This is a genomic window from Cupriavidus sp. GW823-FHT06D04, from assembly GCF_058795055.1.
Genome location: NZ_JBXAHL010000001.1, coordinates 151,283 through 165,741, shown reverse-complemented (window position 1 = coordinate 165,741; position 14,459 = coordinate 151,283). Strand labels below are relative to the sequence as shown.

At 67.7% G+C, this 14,459-nt stretch carries 10 protein-coding genes; 3 read left to right on the top strand and 7 right to left on the bottom strand.

Features of this window, described 5'->3' with window-relative positions:
• Nucleotides 1-9: 9 nt before the first annotated feature.
• Nucleotides 10-2,358 carry a UvrD-helicase domain-containing protein gene (locus AC1Q7H_RS00795; RefSeq protein ID WP_211980035.1) on the top strand — a complete coding sequence of 783 codons (2,349 nt, stop codon included), beginning with the start codon at nucleotides 10-12 and terminating at the stop codon, nucleotides 2,356-2,358.
• Nucleotides 2,359-2,401: 43 nt separating this feature from the next.
• Here AC1Q7H_RS00795 and AC1Q7H_RS00790 read toward each other — a convergent pair whose 3' ends face one another.
• From AC1Q7H_RS00790 to sauS, 3 genes are all read right to left on the bottom strand, one after another.
• Nucleotides 2,402-3,694 carry an MFS transporter gene (locus tag AC1Q7H_RS00790; RefSeq protein ID WP_013957547.1) on the bottom strand — a complete coding sequence of 431 codons (1,293 nt, stop codon included), beginning with the start codon at nucleotides 3,692-3,694 and terminating at the stop codon, nucleotides 2,402-2,404.
• A gap of 215 nt (nucleotides 3,695-3,909) precedes the next feature.
• Nucleotides 3,910-5,439, bottom strand: a complete 1,530-nt coding sequence (locus AC1Q7H_RS00785; protein WP_211980034.1) for an acyl--CoA ligase — start codon at nucleotides 5,437-5,439, stop codon at nucleotides 3,910-3,912.
• Nucleotides 5,436-6,917: an acylating sulfoacetaldehyde dehydrogenase gene (gene sauS / locus AC1Q7H_RS00780; protein ID WP_492380830.1), complete on the bottom strand. Its 1,482-nt coding sequence runs from the start codon at nucleotides 6,915-6,917 to the stop codon at nucleotides 5,436-5,438. The genes AC1Q7H_RS00785 and sauS overlap by 4 nt, the downstream gene beginning before the upstream one ends.
• A 207-nt stretch (nucleotides 6,918-7,124) precedes the next feature.
• On the opposite strand from sauS, the gene AC1Q7H_RS00775 reads away from it, so the two are divergent.
• Nucleotides 7,125-7,883 (top strand): IclR family transcriptional regulator, encoded by a 759-nt coding sequence (locus AC1Q7H_RS00775; RefSeq protein ID WP_013957544.1) that lies wholly within the window; start codon nucleotides 7,125-7,127, stop codon nucleotides 7,881-7,883.
• 78 nt (nucleotides 7,884-7,961) lie between these two features.
• Here AC1Q7H_RS00775 and AC1Q7H_RS00770 read toward each other — a convergent pair whose 3' ends face one another.
• The 4 genes from AC1Q7H_RS00770 to AC1Q7H_RS00755 form a co-directional block, all read right to left on the bottom strand.
• A complete protein-coding gene (locus AC1Q7H_RS00770; RefSeq protein WP_013957543.1) occupies nucleotides 7,962-8,768 on the bottom strand; it encodes a BPSS1780 family membrane protein in 807 nt (268 codons plus the stop codon).
• Nucleotides 8,769-8,773: 5 nt separating this feature from the next.
• On the bottom strand, nucleotides 8,774-9,769 hold the full coding sequence (locus AC1Q7H_RS00765) for a homoserine kinase (protein ID WP_013957542.1): 996 nt from the start codon (nucleotides 9,767-9,769) through the stop codon (nucleotides 8,774-8,776).
• A gap of 131 nt (nucleotides 9,770-9,900) precedes the next feature.
• On the bottom strand, nucleotides 9,901-10,335 hold the full coding sequence (locus AC1Q7H_RS00760) for a membrane protein (protein WP_013957541.1): 435 nt from the start codon (nucleotides 10,333-10,335) through the stop codon (nucleotides 9,901-9,903).
• Between the two features lie 220 nt (nucleotides 10,336-10,555).
• On the bottom strand, nucleotides 10,556-11,503 hold the full coding sequence (locus tag AC1Q7H_RS00755) for an LOG family protein (protein ID WP_228772368.1): 948 nt from the start codon (nucleotides 11,501-11,503) through the stop codon (nucleotides 10,556-10,558).
• Between the two features lie 4 nt (nucleotides 11,504-11,507).
• On the opposite strand from AC1Q7H_RS00755, the gene polA reads away from it, so the two are divergent.
• The gene (polA, locus tag AC1Q7H_RS00750; protein WP_211980031.1) at nucleotides 11,508-14,324 is read left to right on the top strand and encodes a DNA polymerase I; all 2,817 of its coding nucleotides are present in this window, start codon (nucleotides 11,508-11,510) and stop codon (nucleotides 14,322-14,324) included.
• Nucleotides 14,325-14,459 lie beyond the last annotated feature (135 nt).

Genomic DNA, 14,459 nt, shown 5'->3' with positions numbered 1-14,459 from the left:
GCTCATCCGATGTCCGACCTGCTTGCCAACCTGAACGCCGAACAACTAGCCGCCGTCACCCTGCCTGACGAGCCGGCGCTGATCCTGGCGGGCGCGGGCAGCGGCAAGACCCGCGTGCTGACCACGCGCATCGCCTGGCTGATCCAGAACGGCCGGGTCTCACCGGCGGGCATCCTGGCGGTGACCTTTACCAACAAGGCCGCCAAGGAAATGCAGACGCGGCTGTCGTCGATGCTGCCGATCAACACCCGCGGCATGTGGATCGGCACCTTCCACGGCCTGTGCAACCGCATGCTGCGCGCGCATTTCCGCGACGCCGGCCTGCCCCAGACCTTTGCCATCCTGGACAGCCAGGACCAGCTTTCGGCGCTCAAGCGGCTGCTCAAGTCGCTCAACGTCGACGATGAGAAGTACCCGGCCAAGAACCTGCAGTACTTCATCAACAATGCCAAGGAGCAGGGCCTGCGCCCGGCCGACGTCGAGGCCAACGACGACTTCAACAAGCGCTTTGTCGACCTCTATGCGGCCTACGACCTGCAGTGCCAGCGCGAGGGCGTGGTCGACTTTGCCGAGCTGCTGCTGCGCTGCTACGAGCTGCTGCGCTACAACGACGCCATCCGCCAGCACTACCAGCACCGCTTCCGCCACGTGCTGGTCGACGAGTTCCAGGACACCAACGTGCTGCAGTACCAGTGGCTCAAGCTGCTGGCCGGCTACGGCACGCTGAACCCGGCCGCAGTCTTTGCCGTCGGCGACGACGACCAGAGCATCTATGCGTTCCGCGGCGCCAACGTCGGCAATATGCGCGACTTCGAGCACGAGTTCCGCGTGCGCCGGCTGATCAAGCTGGAGCAGAACTACCGCTCGCACGGGCATATCCTGGATTCGGCCAACCACCTGATCTCGCACAACGCGCGCCGCCTGGGCAAGAACCTGCGCACCGACGCCGGCCATGGCGAGCCGGTGCGGGTGTTCCAGGGCGGCTCTGACGGCCAGGAAGCCGCCTGGATCATCGAGGAGATCCGCGACCAGATCGCGCAGGGCGCCAGCCGCGCCGAGATCGCCATCCTGTACCGCAGCAACGCGCAGTCGCGCGTGATCGAACATGCGCTGTTCTCGGCCGGCATCGCGTACCGCGTCTATGGCGGCCTGCGCTTCTTTGAGCGCGCCGAAATCAAGCACGCGCTGGCCTACATGCAGCTGCTGGAGAATCCGCGCAACGATGCCGCCTTTGGCCGCGTGGTCAACTTCCCGGCGCGCGGCATCGGCGCGCGCTCGCTGGAAGTGCTGCAGGACATGGCGCGCCAGTACGACTGCGCGCTGGCCGAGGCGGTGGCCTACGTGCCCGGCGCGGCCGGCAGCAAGCTGGCGGCCTTTACGCGCCTGGTCGAGAAGATGCGCGACGATACCCGCCGCATGACGTTGGCCGAGACCGTCGAGTACGTGATCAACCACAGCGGCCTGATCACCCACTACCAGGGCGAGAAGGAAGGCCAGGACCGCATCGAGAACTTGCAGGAACTGGTGACCGCCGCGCAGGCCTTCGTGGTCGAGGAAGGCTACGGCCTGGAAGCGCTGGCCGCGGTGATTCCGGTTGACCGCAGCCCCGCCGCCCCGGCACTGGCCGACGGCGACCAGGCCCAGCAGGTGCTGGATCCGGAAGCGCTGCCGGTGGTGATGACGCCGCTGGTCGCGTTCCTGACCCATGCCTCGCTGGAAGCCGGCGACAACCAGGCCCAGGCCGGCCAGGACGCGGTGCAGATGATGACCGTGCACGCGGCCAAGGGGCTGGAATTCGACGTGGTCTTCATCACCGGGATGGAAGAGGGCCTGTTCCCGCACGAGAACAGCATGATGGACCCGGACGGCGTGGAAGAAGAGCGCCGCCTGATGTACGTGGCGATCACGCGTGCGCGCAAGCGGCTCTACATGTCGTTCGCGCAAAGCCGCATGCTGCACGGCCAGACCCGCTACCACGTGCGCTCACGCTTCTTCGAGGAACTGCCCGAGGCCTCGCTCAAGTGGCTGACGCCGCCGGCGCAGGGCTACGGCGGCGTGCGCCGCCAGGAGCGCGACAGCGCCTGGGGCCGCGACTGGTTCCGCAAGCCCGAGGACGTGCCCTATACCGGCACGCGCCCCACCGGCGGCATGGACAACGGCAATGGCTATGCCGATGCCAAGCGCGAGGCCGGCACCGGCTTCCGGGTGGGGCAGTCGGTGTTCCACAACAAGTTTGGCGAAGGCGTGATCACCGCGCTGGAAGGCGAAGGCACGGACGCACGCGCCAATATCAACTTCAAGCGCAACGGCGCCAAGTGGCTGGCGCTGTCGGTGGCGAAGCTGGACGCGATCGACTGAGCGGGTCCGGCTTCGCTGCGCGCCATGCCGCGCCCCGGGCGGCTCAGGGCAGGGCGTGGCGGACCTCGCCAGCCTTTTCGTCGGGGCTGTCCACCGTCAGCAGCGGATTGATGAACAGCGAGGCCAGCGCGCCAACCCCGAGCAGCGCCGCCGAGATCATGAACGGCAGGTCATAGCTGCCGGTCCGCTCGATCAGGTAGCCGAATACCACCGGCGACACCATGCCGGCTACGCCGAAGCCGGTGTTCATCATGCCGCCCGCGGTGCCGGCGTACTTGCCGGCGATGTCCAGCGGCAGGCTCCACAGCACCGCGTTGGTCAGCTCCAGGAAGAAGAACGACAGCGACAGCAGGATCACGGCGTTGACGGCATCGCCCGTAGAGGTCATCGGCACGATGAACATCAGCGAGCCGGCCAGCCCCACGAACAGGATCGAACCGCGCGCCAGGCGCAGGTTGCCGGTGCGCCGGTAGATGCGGTCCGACAGCACGCCGCCGAGCGTGTCTCCGACCACGCCCGCCATCAGTGGCAATGCCGTGAACAAGGCCAGCTGCTTCAGGTCGAAGCCGCGCGCCTCCTTCAGGTACGAGGGCAACCACGTCAGGTAGACCCACAGCGACCAGCCGTAGCAGAAGTCGACGAAGGTCACCAGCCACATGCGCCGGAACAGGCGCCGCCACGGCGTGGCCACCTTGGCTGCCTGCTGGCTATCGCCGCGCCGGTAGCCGATTTCCTGCAGCTCCTGCGCCGTCACGCGGCGGTGTTTGTCGGGCGAATCCTTGAAAAAGAAGGCGTACAGCAAGGTCCAGCCGAGGCTGACCGCGCCCAGCACGATGAAGGCTTCGCGCCAGCCGGCGGCGGCCACGATGACCAGCACGATCGGCGGCGTGATCGCACCGCCCAGCCGCGCGAAGCTGTGGGTGATGCCCTGCGCGAAACCGCGCTCCGCCACCGGCATCCAGTAGGTGAAGGCGCGCGTCGCGGTCGGGAATGCACCGCCTTCGCCGATTCCCAGCACGAAGCGCAACACCACCAGCATCAGCACGCTGCCCGCGAAGCCGGTCAGCACGGTGGCCACGCCCCAGATCAGTGACAGCACGATCAGCACCTTCTTGGGCCCGAACTTGTCGGCCATCCAGCCGCCGAGGATCTGCATGGCGGCATAGGGGTAGGCAAAGGCCGAGAACACCAGCCCCAGCTGCGATGTGGTCAGCCCCATTTCCTCGCGGATCAGGGGGGCGGCGACCGAGATGTTGACGCGGTCGATATAGGCGATGAAATACATCAGGCACATGACGCCCAGGATCATGTGCCGGGTCTTGATGCGTTGCTTCATAACCACCTCCTATGCGCGGCGCGCGCGTGGTGTTGACGGGGCGGCGGCCGGCGCACGGTCCGTAGCCATGCGCTTGCGGCGCGCCGGGGGCGCGGCGCCGGCCGCGCTGCCCCGTCCTTGAGCAATCTGTCTGCAGTCTTGAGTCGTGTCTCCTGGTCTGGTGGATTCTGGTCGGGCAGGCTCCTTGGCTAGGGTTGTGGAAAGGGAGGGAAGGTTCAGACGTGGTCGAGCAGCTTCAGCCGCTGCACCTTGCCGGACGGGCCGCGCGGCAGCTCGGCGATAAAGCGGAACTCCTTCGGCGTCTTGTAGCGGCCCAGCTCGCGCAGGCAATGCGCGCGCAGCGCCGCGTCGTCGCAGTGCGCGGCCTCGCGCATGACCACGTAGGCGACGATCTCCTGCCCGTAGGCCGGGTCCGGCACGCCGACCGCCGCGGCTTCGAGCACGGCCGGATGGCGCAGCAGCGCCTCGTCGATCTCGCGCGGGGCGATGTTCTCGCCGCCCTTGATGATCAGTTCCTTGGCGCGCCCGGTGATGTAGAAATAGCCATCGGCGTCGCGGTAGCCGAGGTCGCCCGTGCGCAGCCAGCCGTCGTGCGTAAAGGCCTCGCGCGTGATGTCCGGCGCCTTGTAGTAGCCCGCCATCACGCTCTCGCCCTGCAGCACGATCTCGCCGACCTGTCCGTCAGGCACCGGCTTGCCGTCGCGACCGAGCACGCGTGCGCGCGTGCCAGAAGGCTGGCCGATGCTGCCGATGCGCCGCCGGCCCGGGTCGAGCGGATTGCTGAACGCCGGTGCGGCAGTCTCGGTCATGCCCATGGTCTCGATCACGCCGATGCCGAAGCGCGCCTCGAAGGCGCGGTGATGCTCGGGCGGCAGCGCCGCCGAGGCCGAGCGGCAGAAGCGCACGCCGGCCGGGGCCTGGCCGTGCGGATCGTTCAGCAGGTAGGCGATGATGGTCGGCACCACGTTCAGCCAGGTGCAGCGGTGGCGCGCGCTGTCCTGCCAGAACGCGCCGGCGGAAAAGCGCATCGGCATCACCACCGAGCCGCTATGCACCAGCGGCGCGATCGCGGTCACGACCAGGCCATTGATGTGGTACAGCGGCAGCGTCGCCAGCACCCGGTCGGCCGGCCCGAGGCAGTGCTCGCGGCTGACGTTGGCGCCATTGGCCATCAGGTTGCGCTGCGTCAGCAGCACGCCTTTGGGCGTGCCGGTGGTGCCGGACGTGTACATGAGCAGCGCGGGCGCGTCCGGCTGGGGTGGGGGCAGTGGCGACGCAGCGTCATGCGTGGCGGGCAGTGCCGGCAGGCTGTTGGCGTCGGGCGCGGTGACGATCACCGGCACGTCCAGCCCGGTCTCGCGCAGGGCCTCGCGGATGGCGGCTTCTCCGTCGGGCCAGGTGAAGACCAGCCGGGTATCCGAATGCGCAAGGATGTAGCGCAGCTGCGCTGGCTGGCACAGCAGGTTGATCGGGTTGACGACCAGCCCGCTAGCCATGGTGCCGAGCAGGAGCCGCGCGGTCTGCTCGCCGTTGGGCAGATACACCGACACCGTCTGCCCGCTGCCCAGGCCGGCTGCCGCATAGCGGCGGCCGAGCATGCCGGCGTCGGCCGCCAGCGCGCCGAACGTGAGCGCATGGCCACTGTCCGGGGACAACAGGTAGGGCTTGTCGGGCCACTGCGCGGCACGCACGGCCATCAGCGCGGCAAGCGTGTCGAACACTTCGGGTTCCGTGCGCGCGTTCATTTGCCGACCCTCGCGAAGTAATCGCCCAGCAGGTCCGCTTCATCGGGCACGTGCTCGGCGACGGGCACGGCGATGCGGGTGATGTTCAGGAATTGGCGCCAGCCGAGGTTGTCCGAGAAGTTGTTGCCGCCCCAGGTGCCGCAGCCCATCGACAGCGAGAACGGCAGGCCGTTGTCGAAATTCCCGCCGGTGGCGAAGCAATGCGCCTGGTTCACGATCACGCGCGCCACCGGCAGTTCCTGCCCGAGCTGCAGCGCATGACGCGGGTTGGACGAATGCAGGCTGACCGAATGCCCGGCGCCCATATAGGCGTACAGGCTCGCCACGCGCTCGACCGCCGCCGCGAAGTCGGCGGCGCGGTAGAGCGTCAGCACGGGCGAGAGCTTTTCGCCAGAGAAGGGGTAGTCGCTGCCGACGCCGGCTTCTTCCACCAGCAGCATCGCGGGCTGCAGCGCGCGCACGCGTTCCAGCCCGGCGAGTTCGGCAATGCGGGCCGCGCTCTGTCCCGTGAAGGTGCCGGCGAGCTTGCCGTCGCGCCACATCAGCGCCTGCAGCCGCGCTTTCTCCGAAGCCGTGAGCAGCACGCCGCCGACCGCCGCCAGGGCGTCGAGCATGGGCGTGTAGACGGCGTCGAGCACGACCAGGCTGTTCTCCGACGAGCAACTGGTGGCGTTGTCGAAGGTCTTGGAGCGCACCACCTTGGCGGCCGCGTCATCCAGCGCGGCGCTGGCGTCGATGATCGATGCCACATTGCCGGCGCCCACGCCGAAAGCCGGCGTGCCGCAAGTGTAGGCCATGCGCACGTTGGCCTGCGAGCCGGTCGCGACCACCAGGTCAGCCTGCCGCATGAGCTCTGCCGTCGCGGCCTTCGAGACCGGCGCGGGCAGCATCTGGACTAGGTCGGCGGGCAGGCCGGCGCGGGCAAGCTCGGCGTGGATGAACGACAGCAGCAGCGCGCAGGTGTCCTGCCCCTTCGGCGACGGCGCCACGATCACGCTGTTGCCGCACTTGAGCGCGTTGATGATCTTGTTGGCCGGCGTGGCCGCGGGATTGGTCGACGGGGTGATGGCCGCCACCACGCCCACGGGCCGCGCGATCTCGGTAATGCCGGCTGCCGCATCCTGTGCGATCACGCCTACCGTCTTGCGGCCATGCAGGTCGCGCAGCAGGCCCAGCGTCTTGCGGTGGTTCTTGCGGATCTTGTCGTCGACATTGCCCAGGCCGGTGTCGGCGACGGCACGCTCGGCCAGCTGGCGGTTGCGCGCGGGCTCCATGATGGCCCACGCCGCAGCGGCGACTGCCGTGTCGACGGTGGCCTGGTCGGCACGCGCGAACTCGCGCTGCGCCTGCCTGGCCCGGGCCACGACCGCAGCGACGGCTTCGGCCGCGGCTTGCGCTGGCTGCGTGGGCAGGGATGCCGTCGGTAGGGGCAAATCGGAATTGTTGGACTGCCGGCGATGCAGTATTTGCACACTCATGGATTCGACTCCGCGGTTTGGACGGTTAGGGCCACCGCGCTTTGTCGTGCACTTCGCGGCACCATCGGCGGCCCTGGATCGAATCTAGTGAAGCGGGGTAGACAGGCCGTCCCAATTTGTGCGCTTTCGCGAGTGCGCAGCTGGGGTGCGATCCAGAATTCAATTTTCGGGACGGCCATGCGTCCCGGAATCCTTTAAATTTGATCCATGAGCAATCACTCGAATGCCGCCGCGGTGCGCGCCTTCCGCATTCTCGAGATCCTGTCCGCGGCCGACGGACCCCTGTCGCTGGCGGCCATCGTGCAGGCGATCGAGTTGCCGAAGCAGACCGTCCACCGCATCCTCAAGCAGCTGGAAAGCACGTGGCTGGTGTCGCGCACGGCTGGCAACCGCCACTACGAGTGCTCATCGCGCGTGCGGCAGCTGGCCGTCAATGTGCTGATGCAGGCAGGTCCGGCGGCGGCGCGCCATGCGATCCTGCAGCAACTGGTCGACAAGATTGGTGAGACCTGCAACCTGACCATGCTGTCCGGTGACGACGTGGTCTACCTGGACCGCGTGGAAACGCAATGGCCGCTGCGCATGCACCTGCAGCCGGGCTCGCGGGTGCCGCTGCACTGCACCGCCAGCGGCAAGCTGCTGCTGGCGTTCCTGCCGAGCGCGCAGCGCCAGCGCCTGGTTGCCAGCCTGCCGCTGCGCGCGCACTCGGCGCACACCATCACCAATGCCGAGGCCTTGCACGCGGAACTGGCCGAGACGCGGCAGCGGCGCCTGGGGGTCAACAATCAGGAAAACCTGGAAGGCATGATCGCGGTCGCGGTGCCGGTGATGCGCAACCGGACCCGCGCCTGCGCGGCGATTGCCGTGCAGGTGCCAATGGCGCGCATGACGATGGACCAGCTGATGGGATTCGTGCCGGACCTGCGCCTGGCAGCGGACGAGATGGTGAAGACGTTCTGCGAATAGCCCGTGACGCGAGAGGCAAGCGCGGGCCTTGATCGATTGAGGCAAAAAAACCGGCACGCTGCCGGTTTTTTTGCCTGTTCAAGCGCCCGGCGCTGCCGGCGCGGCCGGGTCCACCCCCGGCGGCGTCACGTTGAAGCAGCCCCGGTACGTCGCATAGAACGAGCAGTACAGGATCGCCAGCATCAGCAGCGAATACGGCGTGACCAGGAACGACAGCACCGTCTCCGCGCCGAAGGCGCTGAACACCGCCTCCAGGAAGAACGGGATCGCCACCAGCAGCATCGCGAACAGCACCGCGTAGGTGAAGAACGCGCCGCGGTTGCGCCAGCACGCGGTCCAGCTGAAGAACAGCGCCTTGACCGGCGACACGCCGTGCCAGGCCGCCAGCAGCGGCGCGAACCAGAACATCATCGCGATCGGCGTGTACAGCAGCGCGCCGATCAGCATGGCGTAGTAGAGCTGGCGCACCGCTTCGGCGGTCGGCGCTTCTTCCTTCAGCACGATCGGCACCAGCGCGCTCATGTCGACCACCGAGCCGGCGATCAGCCCCAGCACGAACACCAGCCCGGCGTAGATGCCGCCCAGTACCAGCAGGTTGCGCGTGGCTTCCTTGCCGTTGGCGCGGAAACCCGCCAGCAGCACGGTGGGCATCACCCGCTTGTTCTGGATCACGTCGCGGCATGCGGTCATCACGCCGACCGACAGGCCGGGGGTGACCACCAGCAGCGCGATGATGCCGATCAGCGGCACCACGATGGCCAGCTGCGCGGCGATCAGGTAGACGAACAGCAGCATCAGGAAGGTCAGCGGGTTCTTGCGGAACAGCCAGATGCCCTGGCGGAACCAGGTGTAACCTTCCTTGGCAGGGACTTCCAGTAGTTGCATACGGATCAGATCCAGGGGAGCGGGGCGCTTGCAGGGTCCGCGCCGATGCGCCGGCGCAGGATGCGTTCGAAATGGGTTGGGTCGTGCGGTTGCAGCATGTCGGCCTCGCGCGGCAGGTAGAAGTCCCACAGTCGCGACACCCAGAAGCGCAGCGCACCCGCGCGCAGCATGTCCTGCCAGTGCGCGGCCTCGGTGGCGGTCAGCGGCCTCACGGCATGATAAGCCCGCAGCAGGGCCTGCGTGCGCGCGGGGTCGAGTTCGCCGCTGGCCAGGTCGATGCACCAGTCGTTGACGGTGACCGCCACATCGAACAGCCACTTGTCGTTGCCGGCGAAGTAGAAGTCGAAAAAGCCGCCCAGGCGGTGGCGTCCGCTGCCGTCTTCCTCGAACAGCGCGTTGTCGCGGAACAGGTCGCAGTGGCACGGGCCTGCGCCCAGGCCGGCGTAGTCCGCGCTGGCGAAGAAGGCGGCCTGGTGGGCGATCTCCTGCTGCAGCAGCCCGCGCTGGCCGGCATCCAGGAAGGGCAGGATCTCAGGCTCGGTCTGTTGCCACCAGGGCAGGCTGCGCAGGTTGGGCTGCTGGCGCGCATAGTCCTGGCCGGCCAGGTGCATGCGTGCCAGCATGTCGCCCACTTCAGCGCAGTGCTGCGCGTCGGGCGCCAGCTGCGACGCCCCGGGCAGGCGCGTGACGATGGTGGCAGGCTTGCCCTTGAGCGGGCGCAGGATCTCGCCGTCGCGCGCCGGGATCGGCGCGGGCACGCGGATGCCGCGCTCGGCCAGGTGCGCCATCAGGTGCAGGTAGTAGGGCAGCTGCGCGAACGTGAGCCGCTCGAAAATGGTCAGCACGTACTGGCGCGTCTGGCCATCGTGCTCCATGGTGAGGAAGAAATTGCTGTTCTCGATGCCCGAGGCGATGCCGCGCAGCTCGCGCACTTCGCCAAGGTTGAAATCCAGCAGCCAGTGGGCGATCTCGTCCTGCGAGACCGTGGTGAATACGGCCATACTCGTTGTGTGAAGCGAATCGGAAAGCGGCGGGCACCAGTTTCGGACAAAGTCCGGGCCGCCGCCGCGGCATGACACTGCCGGAGGGCCGGCGCGGCCTGGGGCTTACGCCAGGCCGTGGGCAAGCGAGGTCAGAACTTCAGGTTGACCGAAGGCACGCGGTTGACATCGTGCTCGCGGATCTTGGGCGAGCTGTCTTCCGGCTTGCTCATCTCGTACTTGGTGCCGAAACCCGATTTGACCTGGATATCGGTGGCCCGTCCCTTGTCGCGGTACTCGCGCACTTGGGTGCCATCGCGTTCATTGAGCTGGAAGCTCGGCTGGCGCGGCTGGTTCAGTTGCGACTTGGCCGCCGGGGCGATCGGCTGGTTGTTGATCTGGTTCAGTTCCTGCTGCGTCAGCGCATTGCTTTCCTGCGCGACGGCCCAGCCGGAAGCCAGCGCCAGCGCGGCCGCCGCCACGGCGGCGAGGCTGGACACGGACCGCCTGGCAGGCGATTCAGGCTCGCCGGCCACGGCGGAAGACCGCGTGGGCCGGACCGAGCGGGCGGTGGAGGGGGAGGTCATCAGGTGCTCCTGTGCGGGGCTGCGGCGCAGCTTGCGCGCAGCGCCGCGGCATGCGGCGGTTGGACTGCAACCCGGCGGCGCCGGGCTTGGCAGACGGACAGGTTCCATTCTAGCAATTCCTGCCGTGCGCAGGCCGCCGCCGTGCCCCGGGGGGCACCTGCGCAACGGGCGCCGGGTGCCGGGTACGTGGCTTGGCGCCGCGCGCCTGGCGTCCCATGCCTTAGAGGTAGAACATCTCTTCCTTGGGCGGGATCGGCTTGTCGCCGCCGCGCTGCTCGTAGTAGTCGTAGACCGCTTCCAGCACTTCGTGCGGCTCGTCGACGATCTTCATCAGGTCCAGGTCGTGCTCGGCGATCAGGCCCATCGGCAGCAGCGTGAAGCGGAACCAGTCCAGCAGGCCCTTCCAGAAGCGGCTGCCGAACATGACCACCGGCACCGAGCGCGACTTGCCGGTCTGCACCAGCGTCAGCACCTCGGCCAGTTCGTCGAGCGTGCCGAAGCCGCCCGGCATCACGATGAAGGCGTCCGAATTCTTGACGAAGGTGACCTTGCGCGTGAAGAAGTGGCGAAAGCGCATGGCAATGTCCTGGTACGGATTGCCCTGCTGCTCGTGCGGCAGTTCGATGTTCAGGCCGACGCTGGCGGACTTGCCGGCGTGCGCGCCCTTGTTGGCCGCTTCCATGATGCCCGGGCCGCCGCCCGAGATCACGGCAAAGCCGGCGTCCGAAAACAGCCGGGCGATCTCGATGGTGCGCTGGTAGTACGGCGAATCCTCGCGCAGGCGCGCGCTGCCGTAGATCGACACGGCCGGGCGGATCTCGGAGAGGTACTCGGTGGCCTCGATGAACTCTGCCATAATCGTGAACATTTGCCACGAGGCGCGCGCCTTCTTTGCGGTAGCGCGGTCTTCGTCGGCCAGCGCACGCAGGCTGGGGATCATCTTGCGCGGATTGGCGCGCGCGGCCGCAGCAGCGGCCTTTTCAGCAGCAACTTCGGGCGGATGGCCCGCGGCAGCAGCATCGGCCGCCGCGGCGATGGCCGCGGCGTGCTCGGAAGCAGCCTCCGGCGGGGGTTGCACGGTATCGCCGGAAATGTCGGAAACATCCGGGTCAGCAAGGGGGGCGGTCGAGGCACCGCCTGCAGCGGCACCAGTCAATTTTGAGTCCATGGGAATGTCGGATAGTCCAAAAACACTCTTGCTCGTCGACGGATCGAGCTATCTGTATCGCGCTTATCACGCTCTGCCGGACCTGAGGAATGGGGAGGGTCTGCCCACAGGGGCAATCTACGGCATGATCAACATGCTGCGCAAGTTGCGCAACGACTACCCGGCAGAGTATAGCGCCTGCGTGTTCGATGCAAAGGGCAAGACCTTCCGCGACGACATGTATCCGGCCTACAAGGAACATCGCCCGTCGATGCCGGAAGACCTGGCGCGCCAGATCGAGCCGATCCATGAGGCCGTGCGCGCCATGGGCTGGCCGATCGTGGTGGTGGACGGCGTGGAGGCCGACGACGTGATCGGCACGCTGTCGCGCCAGGCCACGGAGCAGGGCGTGCGCACGGTGGTGTCCACCGGCGACAAGGACCTGGCGCAGCTGGTCAACGACCAGGTCACGCTGGTCAACACCATGAGCGGCGAGGTGCTCGATCCCCCTGGCGTGGTGGCCAAGTTCGGCGTGCCGCCCGAGCGCATCATCGACTACCTGTCGCTGATCGGTGATGCGGTGGACAACGTGCCGGGCGTGCCCAAGGTGGGCCCCAAGACCGCGGTCAAATGGCTGGCCGAGCATGGCTCGCTCGACGGCGTGATGGCCGCCGCTCCCGGCATCAAGGGCGTGGTGGGCGAGAACCTGCGCAATACGCTGGACTGGCTGCCGATGGCGCGCCAGCTGGTCACGGTCAAGACCGACTGCGACCTCTCCGCCGCGGTGGCGGACTTCCACGCGCTGCGCGAAATCGGCGAGGACAAGGACAAGCTGGTGGCGTTTTTCTCGCGCTACGGCTTCAAGACCTGGCTGCGCGAAGCGACCGGTGAAAGCCTGCCCGATGCCCGCGCCCAGGCCCGCGCCCGCGCGGCCGCCGCCCCCGCGCAAGGCGGCCTGTTCGATGCGCCGGCCACGGCCGGCGAAGCCGAGGCACCGGCAGCGGACGAGGCCGCGCCGACCGAGATCCGCTACCAGACGGTCAGCACCGAAGCCCAGCTGGAAGACTGGATGCGGCGCATCGAGGCCGCGCCGCTGGTGGCGATCGACACCGAGACCACCTCGCTGGACCCGATGCAGGCACAGCTGGTCGGCATCTCGCTGTCGGTCGTGGCGGGCGAGGCCTGCTATATCCCGGTGGCGCACCGTGGCCCGGACGTGGCCGGGCTGCCCGACCACGGTCAGCTGTCGCGCGAGTTCGTGCTGGAGCGCATGCGCGCATGGCTGGAAGATGCCAGCCGCCCGAAGCTGGGCCAGAACCTCAAGTACGACGTCCATGTCTTTGCCAACCATGGCGTGAAGCTGCGCGGCGTGGCGCACGACACCATGCTGCAGAGCTACGTGCTGGCCTCGCACCGCAACCATGGCATGGACAGCCTGGCCGAGCGCCTGCTGAGCCTGAAGACCATCACCTATGAAGAGGTGTGCGGCAAGGGCGCCAGCCAGATCGGCTTCGACCAGATCGACCTGGCGCGCGCCACCGAATACGCCGCCGAAGACGCTGACGTGACGCTGCGCCTGCACCGCAAGATGTTCCCGCAGGTGGAAGCCGCGGCGGGCCTGCGCCGCGTGTATGAAGAGATCGAGATGCCGGTCTCGGTGGTGCTGCAGAAGGTCGAGCGCAACGGCGTGCTGATCGATGCCGAACGCCTGGCCGCGCAGAGCGCCGAGCTGGGCCAGCGCATGCTGGCGCTGGAGCAGTCCGCGTACGAAGCCGCGGGCCAGCCGTTCAACCTGGGCTCGCCCAAGCAGATCGGCGAGATCCTGTTCAGCCAGATGAAGCTGCCGGTGGTGAAGAAGACCGCCAGCGGTGCGCCCTCGACCGACGAAGAGGTGTTGCAGAAGCTGGCCGAGGACTACCCGCTGCCCAAGCTGCTGCTGGACTACCGCGGCCTGGCCAAGCTCAAGTCCACCTATACCGACAAGCTGCCCAAGATGGTCAACCCGCAGACCGGCCGTGTGCACACCAGCTACGGCCAGGCCACCGCGGTGACCGGCCGGCTGGCGTCGACCGAGCCCAACCTGCAGAACATCCCGGTGCGCACCGAGGAAGGCCGCCGCATCCGCGAAGCCTTTATCGCCGAGCCGGGCAGCGTGATCGTCTCGGCCGACTATTCCCAGATCGAACTGCGCATCATGGCCCATATCTCGGGCGACGAGAACCTGCTGCGCGCGTTTGCCAACGGCGAGGACATCCACCGCGCCACCGCCGGCGAGATCTTCGGTGTCGAGCGCGAGGCCGTCAGCAGCGAGCAGCGCCGCTACGCCAAGGTGATCAACTTCGGCCTGATCTACGGCATGAGCGCGTTCGGCCTGGCCGGCAACCTGGGCATCGAGCGCGAGGCCGCCAAGAACTATATCGACCGCTATTTCATGCGCTATCCCGGCGTGGCCCACTACATGGAAGAGACCCGGCAGACCGCGCGCGAGCAGGGCTATGTCGAGACCGTGTTCGGCCGCCGGCTGTGGCTGCCCGACATCAACGGCGGCAGCGGCCCGCGCCGCCAGGCCGCCGAGCGCGCCGCCATCAACGCGCCGATGCAGGGCACCGCTGCCGACCTGATCAAGCTGTCGATGATCGCGGTGCAGGCCTGGCTGGAGCGCGACGGGCTGCAGACGCGACAGATCATGCAGGTGCACGATGAACTGGTGCTGGAGGTGCCGGAGCACGAACTGGAGCTGGTCAAGGTGCGGCTGCCGGAGCTGATGTGCTCGGTGGCGCAGCTGCGCGTGCCGCTGGTGGCCGAAGTGGGCAGCGGCGCCAACTGGGAAGAAGCGCACTGATGAGGCGGCCTGTCAGCCAGCCTGCGCCGCCCATGCGTTGTGGTATCGAATGAAGCGACTGCTGAGTCAGGCTTACCGGCTTGCCAGGTATGCTGCAATGCAGCAGACTGTGGCAAACGCCTCAGGCAAGAATTC

What these genes read in the sequence shown, in the direction of transcription:
- AC1Q7H_RS00795 (WP_211980035.1), top strand. Translation starts at nt 10, where the DNA reads ATGTCCGACCTGCTTGCCAACCTGAACGCCGAACAACTAGCCGCCGTC.
- AC1Q7H_RS00790 (WP_013957547.1), bottom strand. Translation starts at nt 3,694, where the DNA reads ATGAAGCAACGCATCAAGACCCGGCACATGATCCTGGGCGTCATGTGC.
- AC1Q7H_RS00785 (WP_211980034.1), bottom strand. Translation starts at nt 5,439, where the DNA reads ATGAACGCGCGCACGGAACCCGAAGTGTTCGACACGCTTGCCGCGCTG.
- sauS (WP_492380830.1), bottom strand. Translation starts at nt 6,917, where the DNA reads ATGAGTGTGCAAATACTGCATCGCCGGCAGTCCAACAATTCCGATTTG.
- AC1Q7H_RS00775 (WP_013957544.1), top strand. Translation starts at nt 7,125, where the DNA reads ATGAGCAATCACTCGAATGCCGCCGCGGTGCGCGCCTTCCGCATTCTC.
- AC1Q7H_RS00770 (WP_013957543.1), bottom strand. Translation starts at nt 8,768, where the DNA reads ATGCAACTACTGGAAGTCCCTGCCAAGGAAGGTTACACCTGGTTCCGC.
- AC1Q7H_RS00765 (WP_013957542.1), bottom strand. Translation starts at nt 9,769, where the DNA reads ATGGCCGTATTCACCACGGTCTCGCAGGACGAGATCGCCCACTGGCTG.
- AC1Q7H_RS00760 (WP_013957541.1), bottom strand. Translation starts at nt 10,335, where the DNA reads ATGACCTCCCCCTCCACCGCCCGCTCGGTCCGGCCCACGCGGTCTTCC.
- AC1Q7H_RS00755 (WP_228772368.1), bottom strand. Translation starts at nt 11,503, where the DNA reads ATGGACTCAAAATTGACTGGTGCCGCTGCAGGCGGTGCCTCGACCGCC.
- polA (WP_211980031.1), top strand. Translation starts at nt 11,508, where the DNA reads ATGTCGGATAGTCCAAAAACACTCTTGCTCGTCGACGGATCGAGCTAT.